Origin of the sequence: Deferribacter desulfuricans SSM1 (genome assembly GCF_000010985.1) — a bacterium.
In the GTDB taxonomy this organism is placed as follows: domain Bacteria; phylum Chrysiogenota; class Deferribacteres; order Deferribacterales; family Deferribacteraceae; genus Deferribacter; species Deferribacter desulfuricans.
Window position 1 is genome coordinate 1 of the sequence record NC_013940.1, and the last position, 24,970, is coordinate 24,970.

At 24.6% G+C, this 24,970-nt stretch carries 23 protein-coding genes; 22 read left to right on the plus strand and 1 reads right to left on the minus strand.

Annotation, left to right across the window (positions count from 1 at the left end; genetic code table 11):
- Positions 1 to 399: 399 nt before the first annotated feature.
- Positions 400 to 552, plus strand: a complete 153-nt coding sequence (locus tag DEFDS_RS13010) for a hypothetical protein (RefSeq protein WP_153801538.1) — start codon at positions 400 to 402, stop codon at positions 550 to 552.
- Here DEFDS_RS13010 and tnpA read toward each other — a convergent pair.
- A complete protein-coding gene (tnpA, locus tag DEFDS_RS11055) occupies positions 549 to 974 on the minus strand; it encodes an IS200/IS605 family transposase (protein WP_013008875.1) in 426 nt (141 codons plus the stop codon). The genes DEFDS_RS13010 and tnpA overlap by 4 nt on opposite strands.
- Positions 975 to 996: 22 nt before the next feature.
- Between tnpA and DEFDS_RS11060 the strand changes: the two genes are divergently transcribed.
- From DEFDS_RS11060 to DEFDS_RS11160, 21 genes are all read left to right on the plus strand, one after another.
- A complete protein-coding gene (locus tag DEFDS_RS11060; RefSeq protein WP_013008876.1) occupies positions 997 to 2,328 on the plus strand; it encodes an RNA-guided endonuclease InsQ/TnpB family protein in 1,332 nt (443 codons plus the stop codon).
- A gap of 124 nt (positions 2,329 to 2,452) precedes the next feature.
- A complete protein-coding gene (locus DEFDS_RS11065; protein ID WP_041224012.1) occupies positions 2,453 to 2,806 on the plus strand; it encodes a hypothetical protein in 354 nt (117 codons plus the stop codon).
- A gap of 62 nt (positions 2,807 to 2,868) precedes the next feature.
- A complete protein-coding gene (locus tag DEFDS_RS11070; protein WP_013008877.1) occupies positions 2,869 to 3,534 on the plus strand; it encodes a hypothetical protein in 666 nt (221 codons plus the stop codon).
- Positions 3,535 to 3,646: 112 nt separating this feature from the next.
- Positions 3,647 to 4,219 (plus strand): hypothetical protein, encoded by a 573-nt coding sequence (locus DEFDS_RS11075; RefSeq protein WP_013008878.1) that lies wholly within the window; start codon positions 3,647 to 3,649, stop codon positions 4,217 to 4,219.
- Between the two features lie 23 nt (positions 4,220 to 4,242).
- Positions 4,243 to 4,461, plus strand: a complete 219-nt coding sequence (locus DEFDS_RS11080; RefSeq protein WP_013008879.1) for a hypothetical protein — start codon at positions 4,243 to 4,245, stop codon at positions 4,459 to 4,461.
- A gap of 59 nt (positions 4,462 to 4,520) precedes the next feature.
- A complete protein-coding gene (locus tag DEFDS_RS11085) occupies positions 4,521 to 4,808 on the plus strand; it encodes a late competence development ComFB family protein (protein WP_013008880.1) in 288 nt (95 codons plus the stop codon).
- Between the two features lie 53 nt (positions 4,809 to 4,861).
- The gene (locus tag DEFDS_RS11090; protein ID WP_013008881.1) at positions 4,862 to 6,979 is read left to right on the plus strand and encodes a type IA DNA topoisomerase; all 2,118 of its coding nucleotides are present in this window, start codon (positions 4,862 to 4,864) and stop codon (positions 6,977 to 6,979) included.
- A 112-nt stretch (positions 6,980 to 7,091) separates the two neighbouring features.
- Positions 7,092 to 10,115 carry a hypothetical protein gene (locus DEFDS_RS11095; protein WP_013008882.1) on the plus strand — a complete coding sequence of 1,008 codons (3,024 nt, stop codon included), beginning with the start codon at positions 7,092 to 7,094 and terminating at the stop codon, positions 10,113 to 10,115.
- A gap of 26 nt (positions 10,116 to 10,141) precedes the next feature.
- On the plus strand, positions 10,142 to 11,395 hold the full coding sequence (locus tag DEFDS_RS11100; protein WP_013008883.1) for a hypothetical protein: 1,254 nt from the start codon (positions 10,142 to 10,144) through the stop codon (positions 11,393 to 11,395).
- A 114-nt stretch (positions 11,396 to 11,509) separates the two neighbouring features.
- Positions 11,510 to 11,881 carry a hypothetical protein gene (locus DEFDS_RS11105; protein ID WP_013008884.1) on the plus strand — a complete coding sequence of 124 codons (372 nt, stop codon included), beginning with the start codon at positions 11,510 to 11,512 and terminating at the stop codon, positions 11,879 to 11,881.
- A gap of 25 nt (positions 11,882 to 11,906) precedes the next feature.
- A complete protein-coding gene (locus DEFDS_RS11110; RefSeq protein WP_013008885.1) occupies positions 11,907 to 13,721 on the plus strand; it encodes a replication initiation protein in 1,815 nt (604 codons plus the stop codon).
- Positions 13,718 to 14,437 carry a hypothetical protein gene (locus DEFDS_RS11115; RefSeq protein WP_013008886.1) on the plus strand — a complete coding sequence of 240 codons (720 nt, stop codon included), beginning with the start codon at positions 13,718 to 13,720 and terminating at the stop codon, positions 14,435 to 14,437. The genes DEFDS_RS11110 and DEFDS_RS11115 overlap by 4 nt, the downstream gene beginning before the upstream one ends.
- A gap of 23 nt (positions 14,438 to 14,460) precedes the next feature.
- On the plus strand, positions 14,461 to 16,104 hold the full coding sequence (locus DEFDS_RS11120) for a toprim domain-containing protein (RefSeq protein WP_013008887.1): 1,644 nt from the start codon (positions 14,461 to 14,463) through the stop codon (positions 16,102 to 16,104).
- The gene (locus tag DEFDS_RS11125) at positions 16,076 to 16,606 is read left to right on the plus strand and encodes a TlpA family protein disulfide reductase (RefSeq protein WP_013008888.1); all 531 of its coding nucleotides are present in this window, start codon (positions 16,076 to 16,078) and stop codon (positions 16,604 to 16,606) included. The genes DEFDS_RS11120 and DEFDS_RS11125 overlap by 29 nt, the downstream gene beginning before the upstream one ends.
- Before the next feature lie 83 nt (positions 16,607 to 16,689).
- Entirely contained in the window at positions 16,690 to 17,178 is a 489-nt protein-coding gene (locus DEFDS_RS11130; protein ID WP_013008889.1) for a prepilin-type N-terminal cleavage/methylation domain-containing protein, read from the plus strand.
- Between the two features lie 47 nt (positions 17,179 to 17,225).
- The gene (locus DEFDS_RS11135; RefSeq protein ID WP_013008890.1) at positions 17,226 to 18,821 is read left to right on the plus strand and encodes a type II secretion system protein GspD; all 1,596 of its coding nucleotides are present in this window, start codon (positions 17,226 to 17,228) and stop codon (positions 18,819 to 18,821) included.
- A 59-nt stretch (positions 18,822 to 18,880) separates the two neighbouring features.
- A complete protein-coding gene (locus DEFDS_RS11140; RefSeq protein WP_013008891.1) occupies positions 18,881 to 20,134 on the plus strand; it encodes a hypothetical protein in 1,254 nt (417 codons plus the stop codon).
- A 23-nt stretch (positions 20,135 to 20,157) separates the two neighbouring features.
- Positions 20,158 to 20,784, plus strand: a complete 627-nt coding sequence (locus DEFDS_RS11145) for a hypothetical protein (RefSeq protein ID WP_013008892.1) — start codon at positions 20,158 to 20,160, stop codon at positions 20,782 to 20,784.
- A gap of 17 nt (positions 20,785 to 20,801) precedes the next feature.
- Positions 20,802 to 21,962 carry a hypothetical protein gene (locus DEFDS_RS11150; protein WP_013008893.1) on the plus strand — a complete coding sequence of 387 codons (1,161 nt, stop codon included), beginning with the start codon at positions 20,802 to 20,804 and terminating at the stop codon, positions 21,960 to 21,962.
- A gap of 46 nt (positions 21,963 to 22,008) precedes the next feature.
- A complete protein-coding gene (locus tag DEFDS_RS11155) occupies positions 22,009 to 23,793 on the plus strand; it encodes a GspE/PulE family protein (protein WP_013008894.1) in 1,785 nt (594 codons plus the stop codon).
- Between the two features lie 23 nt (positions 23,794 to 23,816).
- Positions 23,817 to 24,944 carry a type II secretion system F family protein gene (locus DEFDS_RS11160; RefSeq protein WP_013008895.1) on the plus strand — a complete coding sequence of 376 codons (1,128 nt, stop codon included), beginning with the start codon at positions 23,817 to 23,819 and terminating at the stop codon, positions 24,942 to 24,944.
- Positions 24,945 to 24,970 lie beyond the last annotated feature (26 nt).

The window sequence follows — 24,970 nt, forward strand, 5'->3', positions numbered from 1 at the left end:
TATAGTAATAGTCGTAATTGTATACAATAGAAAAGATGTATCTTTTTAGTTTTATAAGTCTTTAATTTTAAAAGAGTTTTATGCCGCACACCGGCTTTTTTGAAAAGAATATTTTATAACTTTCAAAAAACTGTTTAATTTATTATCAAGAATACTAAAATTTTAAACATAGACAATAACAGGAATATCTTATAATTTAAAAAGAATTCTTTACATTATAATTTTAGATAATTTAGTGGAATATTTTATAAGTTACAAGTATTACATTATGTATTAGATAGAATATTTTAAATAGTTAAATGAAACTAACGAAATATTCAATAATACCATAAAGTAATTAAAAAAATATTTGACATTTTATATAATTAATTATATAATATAAAATAAAAGGAGATTTTTATGATAGATAACTTAAATGGAATAATATGTTATTATATGTTTCAGACTTTTATGACTGAAAGGGCTTTTTTTGTTAAAACAAACGATATTAATGAAATTGTTTTGTTAAAAGAGTTTTTATCCCTCCACCACCCACAAGACACATTCTTTTAGGTAGGTGATGTAGTGGGTGTCTTCTGGGTTTCAATATATTGTTTGATAACCTCAAGCGGAGCTCCACCACAGGAACCTGCAAAATAGCTTGGAGACCATAAAGCGTTTTTCCAGTAATACTGCCTTAATTCAGGATGGATTTGTTTTAGCTTTCTGGAAGAAACACCTTTTAGCGAATTTACCAGTTTTGAGACTGCCACCTTTGGCGGATAGTTTACAAGCAAATGGACATGGTCGCTTTCTCCATTTAATTCTATCAGTTCTGCCTCAAAATCTTGACAGACTTTGGCGAAGATTTCCTTTAAGGTTTCTAAGTGTTTCTTTTGAAATACGCTCTTTCTGTATTTAGTTACAAAGACCAAATGCACATGCAGAAGAAAAACACAATGCCTACCAGTTCTAATTTTACTTGACTTTTCCATAGACCAATACTATAATATAACAATGATTACATGTCAAGCCTTTAAATTTAAACTCAAGACCAATGAAGAGTTAGAAAACAAGTTCGCCCAATTTGCCGGCTCTTGTAGGTTTGTATGGAATAAAGCTATTGCTTTAATAAAACAAAAGCTTGATATAAAAAAGGTAGATAAAATCATCAATATCCACTTGCCACAATATTACAAAAATACTGCTACTATACCTACCTATAACGAAATGGCGGGAATGCTTAAATTATGGAAACAATCCGAAGAATACGCTTTCTTAAAAGAAGCACATTCTCAAATTCTACAACAAACCTTAAAGGATTTATACAAAGCCATAGACAGTGCTTTTACCAAAGGCAATGGTATATCTTTTCCAGACTTCAGGAAGAAAGGTAAATCGCCAGACAGCTTTAGATATCCTCAAGGCTTTAAGATAAATAACAATAGAATATTTTTACCTAAAATAGGATGGGTTAGGTTTTATAAATCAAGAAACATAGTTGGCAAACCAAAGAATGTAACAGTTAAAAGATACGCCGATGGCTGGTATATAAGCGTAGTTACCGAAAAAGACACATCAATTAAAGAAAATCTATCCAACCCCGTGGGTATAGATGTAGGTGTAAAAAAGATAATCACACTATCCAACGGTTGTTACTTCGAGCCTCTTGATTTAAGTAAATATGAGAAAAAACTAATCAAACTCCAAAGGCAACTCTCGAGAAAACAACACCCTACCAAAAAAGGAGATAAGACACCGTTTTCTAATAATTACAAAAAACACCAAAGAAAAATAGCAAAGATGTGGCTTAAGATAGCAAATGTGAGAAACGATTACCTACATAAAATAACAACAGCCATAGCCAAAAAACACGGCTTTGTGGCTGTAGAGAATTTAAAGGTTAAGAACCTAACCAAATCTGCAAAAGGCACAAAAGACAGCCCCGGACGTAATGTAAAAGCTAAATCAGGCTTAAACAGAAGCATTCTTTCTCGAGCGTGGGGTAGGTTCTTTGAACTGCTTGAGTATAAACTCCAGAGAAATGGGGGGAAACTGGTTAGAGTTGACGCTAAAAACACCTCTATAACCTGTCCTCTATGTGATTACACTAATAAGGAAAACCGCAAAAACCAAGCGGTATTTGTATGCAAAAAGTGTGGTTTTACGTCTAATGCTGATTTGGTAGGTGCGATAAATGTTTTAATGAGAGCGATGAGGAAGGAAAACCTTATAACCCTACCGCAGGGCTTGCGGGAAGTCACGCCTGTGGAGTATGCCAGAGAGTATACGCTGAAGCAGGAACCAGCGGGAAACCGTGAGGGATTACCGCTTCCATCGATAGCGTAGATGGGAATCCTCTTCCTTTAGGGAGAGGAGGAAGTCAATATCTAAAGGATATCCTTACTATACTTATATTTACAGTATATTTTATTATAGTTTTAAAAACTTATATTATGTTAGAAATAATAATATGCTTTTACCTTATGAACTAAAAACAGAAAAAGCTGTTTCTATTTATAGTAAATATGTTGAAGATTATAAAGTTAAATACAAAGATATATACAAAAAAATAATTACAGAACAAGAAAATTACTATGATTTTTTACATAAATTAATACCTAAGTATCATAGTTATATTATGTCAAAATACCATCTTGATTTAAATACATATAATACTAAAGCTAGTGAAATTCGAAAATTCATAAATCAATATAAAACTGATAATAAATTTAATCAGAAAGATTTTATCTTGATAAGTCAATATTTGTATTATACATATTACGATAAATTAATAAGAAATAAATTGAAAAAATTAGAAAACTAAAAATAATAATATAGCGATTAAATGAAGTTATTAAAATAGTTTAAAAGAGAAGGAGATTGAGTATGAGTAAAAACTCAGCTGATATAAACAAAAACGAATTAAATTCAATGCTATCTACTATAAAAGAATTATTACATAGTTTAGATAGAGAATTGGATAAATACGATTCGTATGAAAAGTTTTTTAATAAGGATTTATATATGATATTATCAGCATCAGTTAATGTTGCACAAGAATTAAATGTTAGTCCTAATTTTATAAAAAAAGATTATTTCCAAAATATTTTTAAAAAGTATCAAAAAATTTGTTATAATTTAAAGGAAATGTTACCTCATATTAATAATATTATTGAGGAGATAGAAATTGAAGCTAAGCAAGATGTAATGCAGAGTTTATATAATTTATATCTTAGTATAGGAAAATTAATTTATGTAATGAATCTTATCAACGTTGAAATAATAAATCATATAAATAATTTTACATTTTATAAAAAATATATTTATAATATGCTTTATAATCGTATGAAAGTATTAAAAACCGATACAGTAACAAAAGAAGGATTATCTTTACATACGGATATTTTTAGATTGGATATGTGTATTCATAATTTTGAATTTTTACAAAAACTAATTGATTCATTAAAATCTTCACTTGAAACTTATTATTATTCTATGAAAGATATATTACAATTAAAAGGAATTGAATTAAAAGTAATACCTTATACATAAGAGTAGAAGTAATGGTTAAGAAAATAAAGTAATAAAAAGTTATAAAATAGTTTTAAGAAAAAAGTTTTAAAAAAAAAGTTGTAAAAAAAGTTGTAAGGAAGGAGTTAATAAAATGAAGAAAAGTTTAAAAATAAGTAATAAAAACCTTTCTGTTTTGTTATTTTTAATGTTATTTTTAATATTTGGATGTGCATCTAAATCTAAAGTAAATCTACAGGAACAAAATTCTAATTTAATCAAAACAACATCTAAACAAGATAAAATTGATTCAGCACTGCAAAAAGAATCCTCTGATTTAATAACCTCATTAAAATCACTAACGATAAAATACCCTCCAGAATTACTCTATACAGTAGTAATAAAATATAATGGATATGATTATCATTTTAATATAAAAAAGAACAAGTTATATAAGTTACAATTTTTAGATAGCGGAGAATTTGTATTTAAAATGAGTAATGATATAGAGTTTCAAAAAGCTTCTAATAAATATGTATTTTTTAAATTATCGAATGATGGTACCAGTTTAAATGTATATACTGGAGGAAATCGTTATTATATTATGGTTGGAGATGCTTATAATTTAAAAGTGTTATTATCAGAGGTAGAAACTGTAATATTCGAAATTGCATATAACGGTTTAACAAATAACTTATATTATCAAAAATCTATTTTAAATAATTAAATTTATATTATGAGAGGTGGATCATGGTAGAAGATAAAAATAAAAAAGATGTAGTAAATAATGATGAGGAAACCGTACTGAAAGTATCTATGTTAGACTATTTTTTATCTAAAAGAATAAAAGATATGGACGAATATGTTACGTTATTTAATAAGCAATTAAAAGAGGTTATGGATAAGCAGAAAGATCAAGAAAAAGTTGCAAGATACAAGAAAAATAAGAAATTTAAGAAAAATAGTTAATTAAAATTTGTTATATAAATTTTAGTAACTAATATTATTCACTTTTAAGAGGTGAGTATATGCTAAACACTAATATATCTCATAATTATTTTGTAAATTTAAATGAGCAACGAGTTGTAGCTTTAGTAAAAAGATATTTATCAGCAAATCCTCAATATTGTTCCTGTGCTGGATGTGTTACAGACGTAATTGTTATGACATTAAACCAAATTCCACCTCACTATATTGTAAAAGACAGTGCTGCTGAATATGCTTATCAAAAAATAAGCGATTCAGAAATTATAAGACATATAGTCAATAATATAGAAATTGTAAAAAAAGAACCTAAGAACTGTCTTAGGAAATAAATTAAATATATACATAGAATTAAAAACTAATATTTATTTAAGAAAGGGATTATATGTCATATTATTTGGTAATTATAGAGTCACCTAATAAAAAACAAGCTGTAACAAAATATTTAAAAAAAAGTTTTCCTGATAAGAATTTTATAGTTGAATCTACTATAGGACATTTTCGAGATTTACCAAAGAAAGAGTTAGGTGTTGATTTAAAAACATTTATTCCTAAATATGAACTGGATAAGTCAAAAAAACCAATAATAAATAAAATAATAGAAAAAGCTAAATCAGCTACTGAAATATATATAGCAACTGACCCGGATAGAGAAGGGGAAGCAATAGGATGGCATATTGATACTGTATTAAAGCAGAATAAAATTGATTCATCTAAAATTTATCGTATTAGATATAATGAAATTACACCAAAAGCTTTAAGTGATGCTATTAAAAACAAAACTTCTTTAGATTTAAATCTTATCAAAGCTCAAGAAACAAGACGTATTCTTGATCGGCTTGTTGGATGGTATCTATCTGCACTATTAATGCAAGAATTTGGTAAAGATTTAGGTTTAAATTTATCAGCTGGAAGGGTACAAACACCAGCTGTTTATTTGGTATATGAGCGTGATAAAAAGATAGAAAACTTTAAACCTGAACCTTATTTTAAGACTACATTAAATTTAATAAAAGATAATATAGAATTTAAAGCTACAAAAAAATACAAAATAAATGATTTTGATACGCCTGAAAAAGACTACCAAAAATATAATAAATTAAAAAAGATAAAGGTTATAGATGTAAAAAAGAAAAATAAAAAAGAACCAGCACCTTTGCCTTATATTACAAGAACTGTGCTATCAGATATAACGAAAAATTATAAAATTAACAGTAAAGTTGCTATGAATATCCTTCAAAAACTCTTTGAAAAAGGTTTAATTACATACCATAGGACAGACTCTGCACGTGTTAGTGACGATGGTATTAAATTAGCAAAATCTATTTGTAATAAACTAAATATCACACATCTATTTCAAGGAAATCCTGGGAAAAAAGGGGACCAAGATGGGCATGAATGTATTAGGCCAACAAAGATTTTGTTACCTAATGATTTAGAAAAAAATTCAGATTTAACAGATTTAGATAAAAAAGTTTATAAATTAATTTTTAATCGCTTTATTGAAAGTCAATTGATACCAGCTGAAGTTTTTGTAACTACTATTGTATTTGAAGATGATTTTAAAACTTCTGGAAAAGTTATAATTAAAGAGGGTTATTTAGAATTTAGAAAGAGATTTGCAGCAGCAAACACAAGTAATAATGTTAATAAAAGTAATAATAAAGATGAAAATAAAGATGATACAGAACAAGAAAATTTACCTGATATAAAAAAAGGAGATATTATTGATATAACAAAAATCAACAAAGAAAAATTAATGACTAAACCTCCTGCTCATTATACACAACCAACTTTATTAAAAAAGTTAGAACAAGAGAAAATAGGACGTCCATCTACTTATGCTTCTATTTTAAATAAAATTATAGATATTAGAAAATATATTATAGAAAAAAAGGAAAAGAATTCAGATTATCTGTTTATTACAGACAAAGGGATTAAAATGGTAGAATTTTTTATGACTAAAAAAGACTATAATTGGATTATAAATGTTAACTTTACTAAAGAAATGGAAGGTTTTTTAGATAAGATAGCTAAAGGAAATGTTAACGAATCAGAAAGAAAAAACTATTTAAGAAAATTTTTGGATATTCTAAAAAATATTAATTTAAATTTTCGAGAAGATGTAGAATCAACAAATAAAATGTTGAATCTTGCAAAAGATATAAGTCAAACATTAAATATAAACTTACCTGATAATATTAATAAATTTAATGTTTGTAATAACTTTATAAAGAAACATTATGATGAATATATCAAAGCAAAAAAACCAACAACTAAAATGATAGAAGTTGCTCAAAAATTTTTTGAAAAAGATACAGAAATCAGTGAAGAAGAGAAAGAAAAAATATTAAATAGTTATGTTTTATGTTCTAAATATATTGATAATAAAATAAAAGCTATTAATTCTAAAAACAAATCTAAAAATAAATATAATAAAAAATCTAAGAAGAATATGGCACATCTATCTAAAAAACAATCTAAAAAATATAACTATAAATAAAAAATTATTTTAAAAATAATTTTATAACGATTTAATAAATTTTTAAAACTTAATATTTTTTTGTTATATTAGAATTGATTATTAATAAAATCAACTAAGGAGTAATATAAGTATGAATATTATATTAAAAAGATTAGAAAAATTTATTAAACAGATAGGTATTGCTAAATTAATATTCATATTTGTAGCAACAATAGTTTCTATAAGTTTAATTATTGCTATAGTTACTTCTGAACAGAATAAATCAACTATAAAAGATAATGGAAGGTTAATTTTACAAGAGAAAGAAGACAGTGTATTAAAAGGTATTTTATTAGAAATACAAAAATTAAAAAAAGAAAATCAAGAACTCAGAAATCAAATACAAATGGGTTATACTACTAAAGAAGGGCAAAAATCACCATATAAAGTTTACATGTACAAAGACAAAAATATTTTAGCTAAAATAATTTCTGAAGGGGATGGTTTTGTTATTTTAGTAGATAAAAATAATAATTATTATATATCAGTTAATGGTAAATTATATTTAATGCCTAGAAGATTATATATTAAAAAAGTTATTTTAAAAACAGATAATTATTATGCCATTGATGATTTAGGTGTATATTATTTATTAGATACTACTGATTATAAAGTAAAATATGTAAGTGTTATTATAGATCCAAAAACCGGTAATTTAATAGTTTTAACTCAAGATACTAAAAATAATCCTGTTGCAGCAAAGATTGACAATGTTGTTTTTGAAGATGGAACTAGTTATAAAATAAAAGACGGTAAGATAATAAAAGTTAATCCAGATGGTACTGAAGAAGTAATAGGGGAAGGGTATATACAGGAACTACCTGATGGAACTATTAAGATTGTAGATAGTAATGGTAATACTGTCTTAGAAAAGAAAGGACATGTGGTTGCAAAAACTTATTCAGGAGATACTTTTACAAGCACAACCGATAATCCAGTTGGACAAATTACTGTTGATGGTAAAAAATACGACATTCTTAAAGATGATAAAGGTTATTATTATGTTGATGAAAATGGAAATAAACATTATGTAAAAGACAAACAATTATTAAATAATTTTCCAATTAATACACATGCAAAAGTAGCTTCAGCATTAATAGAGGGTAAAAAAAGAGATATCTATAAAGATGAAAATGGTTATTACTACTTAGATGAAAATGGAAATAAGAAATATATATCAGAAGAAGATCTGGTAAACAATCTAATACCAGAAAATAATAAAAAACCTGTTTTTACAGTTACTACTTCTGATGGAAAACAACATAAAATATATAAAGACGCTAATGGTTATTATTATATTGATGAGAATGGAAATAAAGTTCGTTTAAGTAACGATGATGTAAAAAATATTTTAAAGAAGGCTAACAACCCTAATTCTGGTGTTAAGGTAAAAGTAATAAAAGATGTAATAGATAAAAATTCTTATTTATTAGGTTTAATAAATGGTAAAGTAGTTAGAATATACAAAGATAATAAGGGATTTTATTATTTAGATGGTAATAGAAAAATAAGATTAACTTATAGCGAGGTTCAAAAAGCTATAAATGATTATTTAAAATATATGCAAAAAGCAAAAATAATGATTAAATTGATTGATGGTATGGTATATATAGATAAAAATCATAACAAATATTTTGTTAATAATAAAAACTATGTAATTAAAACTAACAAATTAGGTGATATTAAAAATCTAGGTAAAGGTGATTTATTTGTGATTAATAAAGCTTTATATATGAAAGAGTATAAAACTGGTAAATTCAAAAAATTAGCAGATGAAGGGCGAGTGGAGCTGCAAAAAACTAAAGTATATCAAACAGCAGATGGTAAATTAATATATAAAGACAAAGATGGTAATTTAATAGTTTATAATCCTAAAACAGGTAAAGCTAAAGTTTATGGTAAAAATGCAGAACTAGTAACGGATAATAAAGGAAATGCTTACATTAAAAAAGGTAATAAAGTAATTGAGTTAGGAAGAGTGAAATTTGTTTTTAATAAAGATAAATCATTAGATAATCTAGGTACTAACAAACCTAAAGTGGTTTTTGAAACGGAACAAGAAGAAACCAAAAATAATAAAGTAGTACAATCATTTCTAAATACTAATAATGCTAACAACAAGGCTAATAAGAAGAAAACATCTGATAGTTCAAACTTATTAACTAAACTTAAAAAACCAAAATCAAATAACAGTTCTAATGAAACTTTAGCTCCTAATAATTTATTAGCAAAATTAAAGAAACCTAGTTCAAACAAGAAAAACAGAAGTTGGAATATGTTAAATAATTTAGAATCAGGAGAAGTTAGTAATACAGCAACTGCTCCTGTTAGTATAAAAGCTACATTAGAAGTAACGAAAATATTAGGTGATGAACAGGTTGCTGAAATACAACAGGCAAGAGAACAGGAGAATATTTATCAATTAACTAAATATAGCTCAATAACATTTCCACCAGGTACTACATTTGAAGGGTATTTAATGAATGGAGTAATAGCTCCTACAGCACCTGGCAAATATTCTTACGTATTTATTAAAATAAGCAAAGATACATTTTTACAGAAAAATATACATATAGGTACTTATAATGGATATATTATTGCAAAAGCTACTGGTGATTTAACATCAGAAAGAGTTATGCTCCAACCTGAGAGAATAGTATTTTATGATCCGAAGAAACGTTTTGATGCTTATTATGAAGGAGACATAAAAATAGATTCTGCAGGTACTGTTGTTTCTATGTTTGATGGGTTACCAGGGTTGCAAGGTATTTCAATCACAAATTTTGATGAATTAACAAAATGGGCAATGGAATCTCAAATATTGAAAAATATAGGTGAATTTTTGAAAAACATGTCAAACCCAATGGGTGCTATTATGACAACAAGTTCAACTGGAGAAACTCAACAGTTAGGTACATTATCAGATGCAACAAAGCAGGGGGCAATTTCTGGTTTTGCTGATACTGTAGATATGATTGCTCAATTTAAGTTGGACCTTATGAAAAATCAGATGCCTGTTGTTGTAGCTAAAGGGGGTACTAATGATATTACGTCGAAAGTTGTAATTAGAATACCTGAATCAGTAACTGTACAACGTATGAATATTTTAGAATAATAAATTAATATTTATAAGAGGTTAAAATGTCCGATAGACATTACGATGCTAGACAAGCTTTAATAAAAACCAATTTATATTTTAAAGTATTTGGTTTATTTTTTGTATTTACACTTTTATATTTCGCATTGTTTTTTGTCTATCCTGGTTATTTTTATGATTTTATAGTTAATCCTCTATTGTCTATATATTTTAAAGAGATTAAATTATTATATAGTGTATTAAGTGATTTTGTTTATAAAATACCTTTTATTAATAAGTTTATTTATTATTATACTGAAAAACAATATCCTTTGTATGTTAATGAATATAATGAATTAGTAAAAGGAACATTTGCTAATTTAATCGATTTTATAAATAAGTATGGTAAATATCCTCCGAAATTTACTGAGTTTGATTTTTTAACTGTTTTCTTTGCTATGAATTTTTACATGAATTTAGGTAATACTTTATTATTTTCTCCTTTATTAGTTTTTATTGGTTTTAAAATAATAAAAAATAAACAAATTAAAGATGATGTTTATGAGAAATCGTATAAAGAAGAATTAAAAAAATTAAAAAAGTATAAAAAGGAAAGATTAAATTTAAAACTAGATGATATTAGTGAATATGAAATAGGTTTGATTAAAGGTACAAAAGAGGTTCCAGGAATACATAACTTAAGAGAATTAGATTTTTATCTAAAGACAATATATTTAGAGAATTATAATGTACAAGATTTAAAACTTTTACTTAATAAATTTAAAATTAATATTTCTAAAACATTAAAAGAATTTCAAATATTTGGTTCCTTTATAGAAGATGTACTCAACCAAAATAAAGATTTATGGACTAAAGTTGCTAATAAAGATGCTGATTTGTTGAAAAAAAACTTTTTAGCAAGAAAATTTTATCCTTATATATTATTAGACACTAAGCAATTTGTTACAAAATATAAAGATTCAACAGGCAAAACCTGTAAAGTGGAATATACAGAACATGAATTAAGTTTGTTTAAATTTATTCCTTATTGGATGCTTTTATTTAAATTAGCTAAACTTTCAAGAAACTTTCCTCAAGCGTTATTATCCGAAATACTATATAAAAATACTGGACATGATGGGTTATCAAAAGTTGTCAAATGGATGGAAAGTAATAATATTCCTATGGATTTAGGTATTTATTATTATTATTATGATTTAATATTTAATTTTAAGATATATGATTTATTAAAAGATATTTTAGGTGAAGATGTTTTTGATGAATATATAAAATATAAAAAAAAGTATAATAATTTTTGAAAATTATTATTTTTTATGTTATAATAATATTGGAATGAGTTATTATTAAAGTTTTTAAACTTATTAAATATAAAAAAATTTATATAATAATATAATAAAAACATGGGGTTTAATATGTTTAATAAAAAGATATTTAATAAAATTTTAAAACTTATATTAATAACTATATTAATTGTATCTATATTTGGATGTGCATCTAAAAAACAAGATATATTAAAACAGGTATCAACTCCTTATAAAGAAACAAAATTTACATTAAATCCAGATGATAGGTATAAAATATTAATTAATAAAGATATTAATGCTATTATTGCTTTAAAGGATAGTGATGGGTTGGTTTATAAGGATATTACATATTTTGATGTTTATACCAGACCTATGAGAATTAATTATGATGATGGTTATTTTATAGTAATTCCTGAAGGGTGGCAAAAGCTTTATGTTGATACCACAGGTATTTATTTAAATTATATACCAATAAAATAATAAAAATAATTAAAGAGGTTGTAATATGAATACTTATATTGAGTTATTACATGATGTACATTTTAAAAATGGTATTTATATATTACAAAATATTAATTTTATAAAATTTCCTTTATGGTTTCCTACAAGAAAAAAAAGTGATTTGAAGGAATATGTAAATAAATTTACGAAAGATATATATTATAGAGTTTATTGTGAGAAAGGGTTACCTAGACAAAAGGATTTTGAAATTTTAAATACTTTATTATGGTTCTATTTAAAATCTTTAAATGAAATTTATTATTCTACTGTTACTAATTTTCCAGGGGATAAATTTTCTGAAAATGAAGTTTTTGAATATAAGACAAAAGGGCAGCATAACAAATATGTAGAGAAAAAATTAAGATTTGATAGGTTTAAATTACTAAAAAATGGATTGGGTATAACATGTAATTTAATAGATTTATCAAATAATATAGGTTATAATAATGCAATATATAAACAGATAATAGAAGAATCTCTAGATAAATGGGCAAATATTGAAATTGAATATAGTAATTGTTATTACATAGATAAAGGAAAAGTAACATCTAAAACATTTAAAAACATAATTCAAAAATATGTAGTTAATAAGAATAAGGTTGTTATTATATTTAACCAAGATTTTATTAAAGAATTTTTACAGGATAAATCTTGGTGTGTTATTGATTATTCTGAATATATTAAGTTAAGTAATACATCAAGAAGATTATACGAATATTTAATATTAGCCAATAATGTAATATCCATGAATATAAAACTATTTTATCGTCAATTAGGTTTAACAGGAGATTATAGTATTTCAAAAATGGTTAGAATTCTTAATAAAGCTATCGAAGAGATTAATAATCATACTAAATTAAAAGTTATTAAAACTAATTTAAATGAGTTAAAAGGGAAAAATAATAAACTTTATATAAAAACAGAAAAAACTCATGTATTGTATGATAAAATTATAGATTATTATGATCAGATCATAGAAGAAATATTAAAATTTTATGGTATTTATTTTGATGACATCAAAGGTTTTGATAAGATCACTAAAGATAAAAAAGATGTAAGAAAGAACTTTATAGAAGATATTGAATTCAAGAGTTATTATGAAACTAAAATACAAGAATTTAAACAATTGAGTAAAGTTAAACCTACAAAAGAACATACAAATGAAAAACTTAAAAAGAAAAAGATTAAAGCAATAAATAAACTTCAAAAGTTTAGTCGTTCGCTTTTATATGTATTAAATAATCAAGATAAAATAAAAAATAAAACTTCCTATTTAAACGCTTGTTTAAGAGAAAAATCATTCGATAAAATGTTATCTAATTCTGGTTTTTCAGGTGTAATAATGAAGAGATTTTATACTGAATTATTACAAGATTTTATTTCTAATTCAGTATTAGAAAAATTTGGTGAAGTGAATTTTGCTGAGAGAATAGTATTGGATGTGTTGAATAAGTATGAAGATTATTACAAAGAGGATTATAACAAATATTTAGCTGAATTTTTAATGGTAGGAGATAATTTTTCAGCACCATTAGTAAAATTATTATGTACGATTAAATATTTGATTACTGAAGTTACGTCGATTAAAAATAATTTAGTTTCATTCTATTATTTTGAAAAATTAGTAGATTTATTATTACTTTTAAAATTTATTAATTCGACTAAACAAAAAAGTCTTTTTATATGTTTATTAAATGATTCTGTATGTAGAACTTTAAACTATGAAAGCTTTGTGTATCTTTATGATTTATTTGAGCAGGATGATGATGTTTATGAATTTTTAGAAAATAATACTATTAATACAGGAGAAGTAGCATGAATCAGGTAAGTAAATTAATTATTATAATTGCAGTTATGTTTGTTATAACAAGTAAATTAGGCATAACAGCTTCTATTAATAGTAATTCTCTTCCTATTGATATTATCACTGTAGACTCTTACGACGACGCTGAGTATATGAAAAAGGAAAAAGAAAAGCAAGTTATACCTAAGAATCAAGAAGTAGTTACACCAGCAGCAACCGCACATGAACGTGTAAAAGAATTTACAAAACAATATACTGGTGATGAGTTAGAAGAACAGAAACATATGGAAGAACAGTTTGAAAAATATGTAAGAGAAAAAAAGAAATCATCTATGTTTATTATGTTAGGTATAAATGAATTTATTAGTGGAGATTCTATAGATGATGCTTTTGCTTTAGGTGCTCGATTTGAACACAGAAATGATACTTTCTTAATAGCTTTACCTCATATTTATCCTCAAGCAATTATAGGTTCGAAAGGTATGACTATGAACTTATTTAGTTATGCTTTTATGGATACAGAATTTTTAAAACTTTATTTAGATCCAATAGTTCCTTTTATCCAGTGGGATGGAAGTATTAGTTTAGCTTCCGGTGGTAGTGTAGGTATTTATGGTAAAAGATTTGGTATAGAGTTTAATTACAAACATTTATGGACAAATCCATATAAAGACGATGATGATAAGGAATATAGTGATTTCTGGGGGTTATTCTTTGTTTATAGATATTAAAAATAAAAATAAAGGTAAATACAATGGGTAAAAATACTTTAATTATAGTAGAATCATCACCTAAAATAGATGCAATAGAAAAAATTTTAAGTGATTCTGAATTAGATAAAAGTTTACCTAATAGAGATTATATTGCTACTAATGGTCACTTATTTGACTTAACAAATGCTGATATAGGGGTATCTTTTTCAAATTCAGGGAACATTATTTTAGAAAATGTATTTATTAATGGTAAATACAAATTATTAGAAGGTTTAAAAAATAAAGCTGCTCAAGCAGGAGATATCTATATTTTTACTGATGCAGATATTGAAGGTGAACGTATCGCTTATGATGTGGTTAATTATTTAATAAAAACATGTAATGTTGAAAAGAATCAAATTCATAGAGTAGTTTCTAGTTCTATTACGAAAAAGGCTGTAATTAATGCTTTTTTAAATTGCGAGAAAATAGATAACACACATAAAAATAAATATGTAAGAGCACAAAGTATAAGAAGAGCTTTTGATAAATTAGTTGGCCATGTATTAAGTAGTTTATTATTAAGCCAAGGATATGATAAGGGACTGGGACGAAGTCAGTTAGCTATATTGTTTTCAGTTAATAATATAGAGTTAATATCTTATTATGATAGAAAAAAAGAAATAAATATTCCTTTAACTATAAAAGGATATTCTACAGATACAGGAATTACTGTACGTACAAATACGAATTATTCATTACCTACGATGTATAATATAGTATCATCAGCATCAGGGAATTTATTTACTACATACCAGATATTACAAGCATTATATAATAAAGGATGTATTACTTATTTAAGAACAAAAAATATTTTAATGAGCGAAGATTATTCTGATTATTTAAAAGCATATAATATTAAGGTACCTAAAAGTTTTATAATGCCTACTGACGAAGCTATCACAGCTCATGAAGGGTTGAGATTTACACTAGAATTTATCGAATTATTCAGAGAATATTACGAATCAGGTAAATTAATAGATTTTTTTGAAGATTATGATATTGTTATTAAAAATAAGACTTCATTATATGAATTAATACATATTATTTCTTTATATTCTTATTTAAATAAATTTAAGAATTTACCTTATATAGAAGTGTATAATAATTTATCTGATATTATAGAACATTTAACTATTTATTATTCGTTTGATGATTTTGATATAGATAATAATTTAAAATCAAATAAAGTAACAAGTTTAAGAGATTTATTTTTTGTTAGTGACTTTTTTAGTATATGTACTCCATCATCTTTTTTTAGTATAGTTGAAAAAACTATTTCAAAATATTTTAAAATAGATTTCTCAAGTAATGGATTAATATTGAATAATGAAGGAGAGGAGTTAGTAGAGTTAATAAAGAACAAAGTTGATATTTCTAGCTTTTATTTTCCTTACTTTAAATATGTGTTATATGAGAAAATATTAAATAAAGAAGAATCAGAAATTGAAGATACTGATTTGGATATTTTACAGGAAATTTTAAATTTTTATAATATTACTCTACAATTAGATTCTAATAAACATAAAATAAATAATATAAGTATTAAACAATCTACTTCTCATGAAATAGATTCTAAAATTAATAATATGTTATTAGAACATGGGGATATTATAGATGATACTATTTACAAAGCTGAAATTTAATAAATTTTTAATAATATTATCACTTATAATATTTATTGTAAGTATTAATATAAGAACAGGTTTTAGTAATAATGATGCTTCTATTTTTGGCATAGGGGATAATTTTTATGATGAAATTAATTTACAAGTGGGTTTAAGAGGTATTAAAATACCTGATATAACTCAAGAATTACGTGGTAAACCTACAGTTGCTGTAGGTGTAACCACAACATGTCCTTTTTGTAGAGAATATGTTAAAACATTGAGTCAATTATATCCTAATTATAAAGGTTTAATAAATGTTATGTTATGTGTAGTAGATTTTAGAAATGCTAAGAAATATATAGATCAATATCCGGAATTTGTGATATTTCCTGCGTCTTTAACAGGTTTTACAAGACTTACAAGTGTACCTTATACTGTAATACTAGATAGAGAAGGTAACGTACTGGCTCAATATAAAGGGGGACTTTCAGGAGCCTACTTAAAACAGATATTAGATTATTTAGTAAAAAATTATTAATTTTTTTAAACAATTTTTAAAATTTTTTGGTGTGTTTGTTATATTAATTATACAAGATAATAATATTTAGGGAGGTATACAATATGTGGTTTAGAAAAAAATATGGAAAACAACAAAAAAAGAAAAAATTTTTTAATAACAAAGGATTTACATTAATGGAATTAATTATAGTATTAGGTATATTATTAATTTTATATGCTGCATTTAAACCTAACAAGCAAGCTAAAGATAGTGCTATTGCTCAATCTATCGTTCAACAGATTGAAGCTTTAAATAGTGCGTTTGAAATTTGCGTACAGGCTCAAGGTTCCATGGATTATTCTGCATGTACTGATTCAGTACTACAAAATTATGTACCTAATAATGACTTAAACGCACTTAAAAATACTCAAATCAAAACAACTATTACTTATTCTTTTTCTTCAGATGGTACTTCTATAACATATACAATACCATTAAATACATTATCAGGAAATAGATTCACTAGTATGCAAACTATGATCGCTAATATGTTAAAAAACAAAGCTCGTAGTGTAACAACAACAAGTTCAGGTGTTCAAGCTACATTTTAATATAATAAATATAATAATTATTATTGGTATTAAAAAAGAGGTGTTAAATGAAAATAAGATTTTATAAATTTAGTTTAGGTATTTTAATAATATCATTATTATTTATGGGCGGATGTGCTAGAAAGAAAACATATATACCAAAAGATATTACAAAAAAATCTACGAAACCTATTGTAAAAAAAGAAAGAACCGTAGATGAAGAAATGAAAACTGCTCATAAGTTAATAAATAATTATTATGTATTAAATATTAATAAAAATAAAAAATCAAAAACTGTAGATAATTCAGTAGATAGAAAATTTGTAGAGTTAAAAAATAAAGATTCACGTTTTGCAATGCTTGTAACAGTTGTTCCATCTAATAAAACACCTATAGAAACATTAAGTAATTTATTATCGAATATAGGTTTGTTATTAGAAGTTAAAAATAGTGTTCAATTAGTTCATAATATACCATACACTTTCAAAGGCAGTTTATATGATTATTTAGTTACACTTTGTAATTTAAATGGTATTGGTTTTGATTATAAAACTCCTGGTAAAGTAGTTTTAAAAGCATTTGAAACTAAAACATATGATGTTAGTTATATCAATGTAATTCAAAAATATAATATTACTATGTCTTCAAGTACTTCTGGTGATAGTAGTACACAAGCTACAACAAGTCAAAATCTTGAATTAAAAACAGAAATGAAAGATTCTGACCTATGGCAGCAGATACAAAACGATTTAAGTGTTATAGCTAGTAATAAAGGGTATTTTACAATAAACAAGGCTTTAGGTACAGTAACTATTACTGATAGAATTCCATTTTTCGAAAAGTATGATAATTATTTTAAAAAATTAAAAGAAAGATTATCAAAAGAAGTATTTCTTGATGTTAAAGTATTAGAAGTGACATATGACAGTAATAAAGAACAAGGTATAGATTGGAATGCTTTAGCTTTAGGAAAATATAATGGTAACAAATTAGGTATTAGGACAAATTTTGTTTCTGGTTCACCAGATGTTTTTGATACACAACCACCTGGATTTAGTAGTTTATCATTACCTGTTTTAACAGTTTCTGATGCAGATGATGTAATTAAATTTATAGCTGGTTTTGTTAAAGGAAAAGGAAAATTGACAGTTAAATCACAACCACGTCAATTAGTACTCAATGGACAACCTGCAGTTATTCCAGTGGGACAGATTATTAAATATATTTCTAATATTTCATCAGATTCAGGTAGTGATTCTTCTTTAACTGGTGGGGATTTATCTTATTCTGTAGAAACTGGTACTTTACAAACAGGTGTAGTTTTACAATTTTTACCAAAAGTAACTGATGACAATAATATTGTGTTAAATTTAGGTGTAACAATTAACAGATTGGACAAAATGGATGAAAAAAGTTTGAATGGTATAATTTTGCAATTACCTCAAACATCTGTTAGAGCTGTAAGTTCTACAGTAAAGATGAAATCTGGGCAAACAATTGTTATTGGTGGTATCCTTTCGGATAATACTAATGAAATTGAAAATAAAGTACCTTTAGTTGGAGATATTCCTATTTTAGGGAATTTGTTTAAATATAAAAAGAAAGAAAAAACTAAGACAGAAATGATAGTTATTATTACAGCACATGTAGTAGAATTAACTTAATGTAGTAAAAAAATATGAAAAATAAAAATGTTTAAAAAAATATTTAAAGGTAGAGCTATATGAACGTTTACTTGGAAATACAAGGTAATTTTTATAGATTAATGGGTAATGTTATAGATTTGGTAGATCCAAATATAATTAATGAAAATGATTATGTTATATTTACCGGTAACTCTAATAAAATAGAAAATATTAATTTTAAAAATTATGATGATGTAAAACAGTTACAAGAATTAGGTAGTTTACCTGCATTGTTTGTACCTGATGTTATATCAACAAAAGAATTAGGTACTATTACCAGTTTAACATCTATAGAGCAAGATGATTTTGAATTGGTGAATAAATACCAGTTCAAAAATATTTATTCTTATGAATCTATTGTATGGAATTATTTTTATAATAATACAACATATAAAAGTAGTCAGGAAACAGTAATTTTTTTAGATTATATTAACAATTATTTATGTTTTACTTTATTAGATACGAATAATTTATTTAAGTTTAATGCTATACCTGTTACTAAAGAGGAATTAAGCAGTTCTATAAAAGAATTATTTGAGACTTTTATAGCAAGTACAATAGGAATTACTTTACTAAAAAATAATAATATAAAAGTGTATATAAATACATATTATTCAAATTCAGACTTAGTCTATCAAATTAAAAGTGAATTAAATTCTATTATTAATGAATCAAATGTTAAATTAATAAATTTTGATTTAGTACAAGTAATAAAAACAGATATTAATATAGGTAAATTTTATACATATGTTGAATATAATAAATTACTTACTAATTTAACATCAAAAAAATATAAAAAATATTTATTTGGAGCAATATTATTACTTATTATGAGTGTAATTTTAAATTTTTATATTAAAACATATAATAAAAATATAAATGATCAAGTTATTTACTATCAAAATCAAATAAATAATTATAATAATAAATTAAACACTTTAATTGCTACTAATAGTCATTATATTTTATTAAATGAATTGAAATCTCAAAATAATAAAATTTTTAAATTAATTGAAAGTATGTTAATTTTTAATATAAAGAATTATAAATTACATTCTTTCAAATATGATAGAAAAACGAATTTGCTGCATTTATATTATACTCAAATACAAGATATAATAAATCCTTTATTAATGGAAGATTTTGGAAAAATTATACAAAAATATTTAAAAAGTATTTTTAAACAACCTATAACCTTACGTATAAATACAGTTTTTGCTGATAAAAACAAACAATTAATTGAAGTAACAATTCCAGTATCAATGTTATTAATAGATAGCGAAAAAAGTTGACTAATAAAAGAGGGTTATGAAACATGCAAGGACAAATAAACAGAATAAAAATGGTAGTATTAATATTAATACTTGTTTCTATCTATTTTTTAAAAACAGCAAAGGAAACTTATGATTCTATTAATGTATCTATGTTACAACAGCTTGAACAACAATACACTCAATTAGTTAATATATATAATGAGCAATATAAAAAAATAGAATCCTGGAAGAAAAAATATAATAATAATAATAATATAATTTTTAAGAATATAATTTTATTAAACAATATATTTGATATTGATATGTTAAGGTTAACATTATTATCTCCTGTAAAAATTTTAAAAAAATATAATAAAGAAGATAAAAAACTTATTTCTCCTCAAACCAAAAAATCTCAAGTAATAGACAATTATATTGATTTCTACAAAATAAATAATAAACCTACTAATGTGAGAATACTATCTGAGTCATTTATGTTAAAAATAAAAAAAGAAGATAGTTCTATTTCTCAAGTAGAAACTCCAGAATCTAAGTTAACTGAAAATGGTATAATTATAATGGAATATTTAAAATCTCTTTTAAATAAGTATTTATTAACATATGATATTATAAAATATAACAGTTTAGATAATACATTTACTATTTCACTTACATTATATGGAAAATAATTATAGGGGGTTAATATATGCCTAAGTTTAATTTTAAATTACCAAAATTTAAAATTCCAAAACTTGCTTTTAAAGTTCCAAAGTTTAGTTTTAAAATTCCAAAAATGAATATAAAAGCACCTAAGATGAAAGTTTCTTCTTCTAAAGGTTTAGGAAATAAACGTGTATTTATTTTATTAGGTGTTTTTGTTATAGTTCTTGTTGGGGTAAAATTATATAAGAATAACCCTAATATGATAAATAATATTTCAAATTTTACTAATAATTATACAGCACCATCACAGGTTAAACCAACTCAAAAACCACAATTAGTAGTACAACAAAAAAAATTGGCACAGGATACAAAACAAAACTTACTAAACACTTCTTTAATTAAGAAAAAACAAACAAAATTACCTTTTACCAGAACTAATACAACTAATGAAAAATATGATTACTCTATAAGAAATAAATCAAATGATGAAATAGATGAAATTGTACGAAATATTTTATATGCTAAACAAAAAGAATTAAATACCAAAAAAGATTTAATTGAGCTAACTTCAACAAAATATCAAATTTTAAAAGCTATATTGAATGCTACACCTAAATATATAAAGCAGGATAAAACATTACAAAAAAGTTTAGTTTTAGCAATTATTGAAAAAGAATTAGGTTTAGAAGTTGATAAAGAGTTACTAAAGAGCGAATATTCAAATCAATCCAACAATACCACCTCTCAGTCTACTACTGTTGTTTCTGAGCCAGCACCTTCATTGCCAGAAGGTATGCAAAATACAACAACCCTAGCTACAACTTCTTCACCTATTGAAACAGTAAATAACGACAAGTTACTACATTCTAATAATTCTGATTCTGTAATAATTGACCCTGAAAAACAACCATCTATAGATGACATACCTTATATTGTTAGGGTTAAAAATGACCTTACAATAAATGATATTTATGCTATAGGTTCTACTTGGTATACAGAATTATCTTATAGAAATATACCTTTAAAAGCTACTGTAGGTACCTATATTGACCCGTCTAAGAGAATTTATATTAGTAAAATTACTAGCCGTGGAATAATATTAAAAGATAAAAAACATAAAAATAGACAATTATTTATTAGTTATAATACAGGTACAGAATCTGTTGGATTACAAACTGTAGATTTATACACTAAAGCAAAGTAATAAAGGTAAGAATGTTTTATAATATAGTTTAAGGAGTAGTTATAATATGATTGCTCAAGGAAGTGAGAAAACAAAAATAGATTTATTTTTAGAAAACCTGATTAATTTTGGTCAAGGTGAGGTTAGTGAAAACTTAATAGTTCAGAACAGACTAAATGAAAAATCATTTACTAATATTATTTCTATATTATTAGAATATAAAGTACCAAAATTTTTAATTAATAAAACTTTAGCTTATACTTATAATACTTTATATATTAATGATTCTTTATTAAGTACAGATTTAATAGATGTTGATTTGTTTAACAATGAAGATTTAAATAAACAATTAAACGCATTAAATGTGTTGCCTATAAATAAAGAAAAATTAAAACAATTGTTAGATTTTGGGAAAATTGATACTAATATAAGTAAAGATTTTTTACATGATAAAATTAATACAAGTAAATATATTATAGCAGTAAGTTATAATGTTTTATATAATTTACATATTTTAGGTAAAATAAAAACAATTTTAAAGAGTAATGATATATTTTTTGTTTTGGTTAATGGGGATTTAATTCCTCGTTTTTACACGGAACAGTCAGACTCAAATAAATTGGTTGATAACTTTTTAAATATTAGAGATATATTAAATAAACTATTAAATGCTGCTATTTATGAATATAATGCTTCTGATATACATTTTGAACCTAGCAAAGACAGAGTTAGTATAAGGTTTAGGGTTGATGGTTCTTTAGTCAAATATACAGAATGGACTATTTCTACTTATTCTCAAATTGCCAGAATCCTATTTTTAGAAGCTCAATTATCATATGATAAAGATACTGAAATACAAGATGCAAAAATTATGTATACAGAAGATACCACTGGAAAAACTCATGATATTCGTTTTTCATCAGTGCCAACACCTTATGGTCCTACAATTGTTTTAAGGTTATATTCGTCAAATGGTACAGATGTACTTAATTTAAAAGATTTAGGTTTTTTACAATATGAATTGGATAAAATAGTTAAATTGATTAACAACCCATATGGAATTATTTTTGTTACTGGTGCTACAGGTTCTGGTAAATCAACAACTCTTTATTCTATTTTAACTGATTTAGGTAGGGATATTTCAAAGAAAATTTTGAGTATAGAAGATCCTATAGAAGTAGATATTCCGACAATACAACAAGTCGAATATGATCCACATTTTAAAGTTACATTTGCAACAGCTATAAAAGCTTTTCTTCGTCAGGACCCTGACATTATAATGGTTGGTGAAATTAGGGATTTAGATACAGCAAAAGAAGCAGTTACAGCTGCAATTACAGGACACTTAGTATTTTCAACGTTACATACTAACACTGCTATAGATGCTATAATGAGGTTAAGGTCCCTAGGTTTAGAAAACTGGCAAATATCTTCTTCTTTATTAGGTGTAATTGGACAAAGATTGGTTAAAAAATTATGTCCTAACTGCAAATTAAGAGTTTCGAAAGAGGAATATATAAGAAATTTTAATACTAAACATATTAATATAAAACAAATAGAACTATTAAGAGATATAGATTATGTATTTACACATTCTTTAGAGGGGTGTTCATATTGTAGAAATACTGGTTATGTAAGCAGAACAGTAGTAGCTGAAGTATTAGATGTAGATGATTTTATAAAAGAGTTAATTGATAATAATGCTTCTATATTAGACATAAGAAACAGAGCTATTCAAAATGGTTTTAGAAGTATGGTTAAATCAGGAATAGAGTTAATGACAAAAGGTGTAACATCAATTGATGAATTATTTAAAGTGTTTGGTTCCCAGATGTATACTATTAATTATTAAAAATATAGTAAGAGGTAATTAAAGTGATAGAAAATTTGCTAAAAGATTTAGGAATAGCAAATGTTAAAAGGAAATTGAAATTAGAAGAATTATATGAATTTTTTAATTTTTTAAATAGTTTAATGGCTTTAGGTTATGGTATGGAAACATCTATAAATTTTATATTAAGTAGTTTAGACAAAAAACAAGCTTATTTGAAACAGGTATTTACTGAATTAAAGTTATATTTGAGTCGAGGTCAAGCTTTAAGTGATTTTATAGATAAAACTAATTATATAGATAAATCTTATTTACCTTTGATACTTACTGGAGAAAAAACAGGTACATTAGCTTTACCTAAAAATAACAGAGAACCAGGGCAACAATCTATTTTTGAAATTATAATTAATGATTTAAAAGAAAAAATTGAATTATATAAAAAAGTAAAATCTGCTATGACTTATCCAATAATTATTATTACAGTTTTATTTTTATTGATTATAGCTTTAACTTATAAAATTTTACCTCAAATTATGAAAACATTAATGGATATGGCTGGTGGAGATGTTTCTAAGTTTCCGCCTCAGACTTATTATATGTATAAATACCTTGAATTTATGAAGGCACATGGTACTGAAGTTTGGATTGGCTTTGCTGGTGTTATTGGTAGTATAGTTTATTTATTCAAATCAGGTAAAATATTTGAATACCTACAGGATAATTTTTTTAAAATACCAATAATAGGAAATATATATAAATTAAAATTTTATATGTCATTTTTTGATAATTTAAATACATTTTATTCTGTTGGTTATGATACTGTTACTGCGTTGAAATTTCTGAAACAAAATGAAAAAAATGTATTTTTAAGAAAATATTATACTGATGCAGTTTTTAAACTAGAGCAAGGTTTACCTTTACATAAAATATTAGACCCAAGATTATTTGAACATATAGCAATAACATTAGTAAAACAAGGTGAAAAAGGTAATTTAGGAGAACAATTCAAATATTTAATTGAACATTATAAAGATAAATTATTAAAAACTTTTGAACAGGTTCAGAGTCTTATTCAGCCTATATTATTGTTAGTAGTTGGTACTTTAATGGGTAGTATTATGGTAAGTTTAGTAAAAGGTATTTATGGATTTATGGCTTTACTTGGGCAATAAATAAATGAAATAAAATAAATAGTATT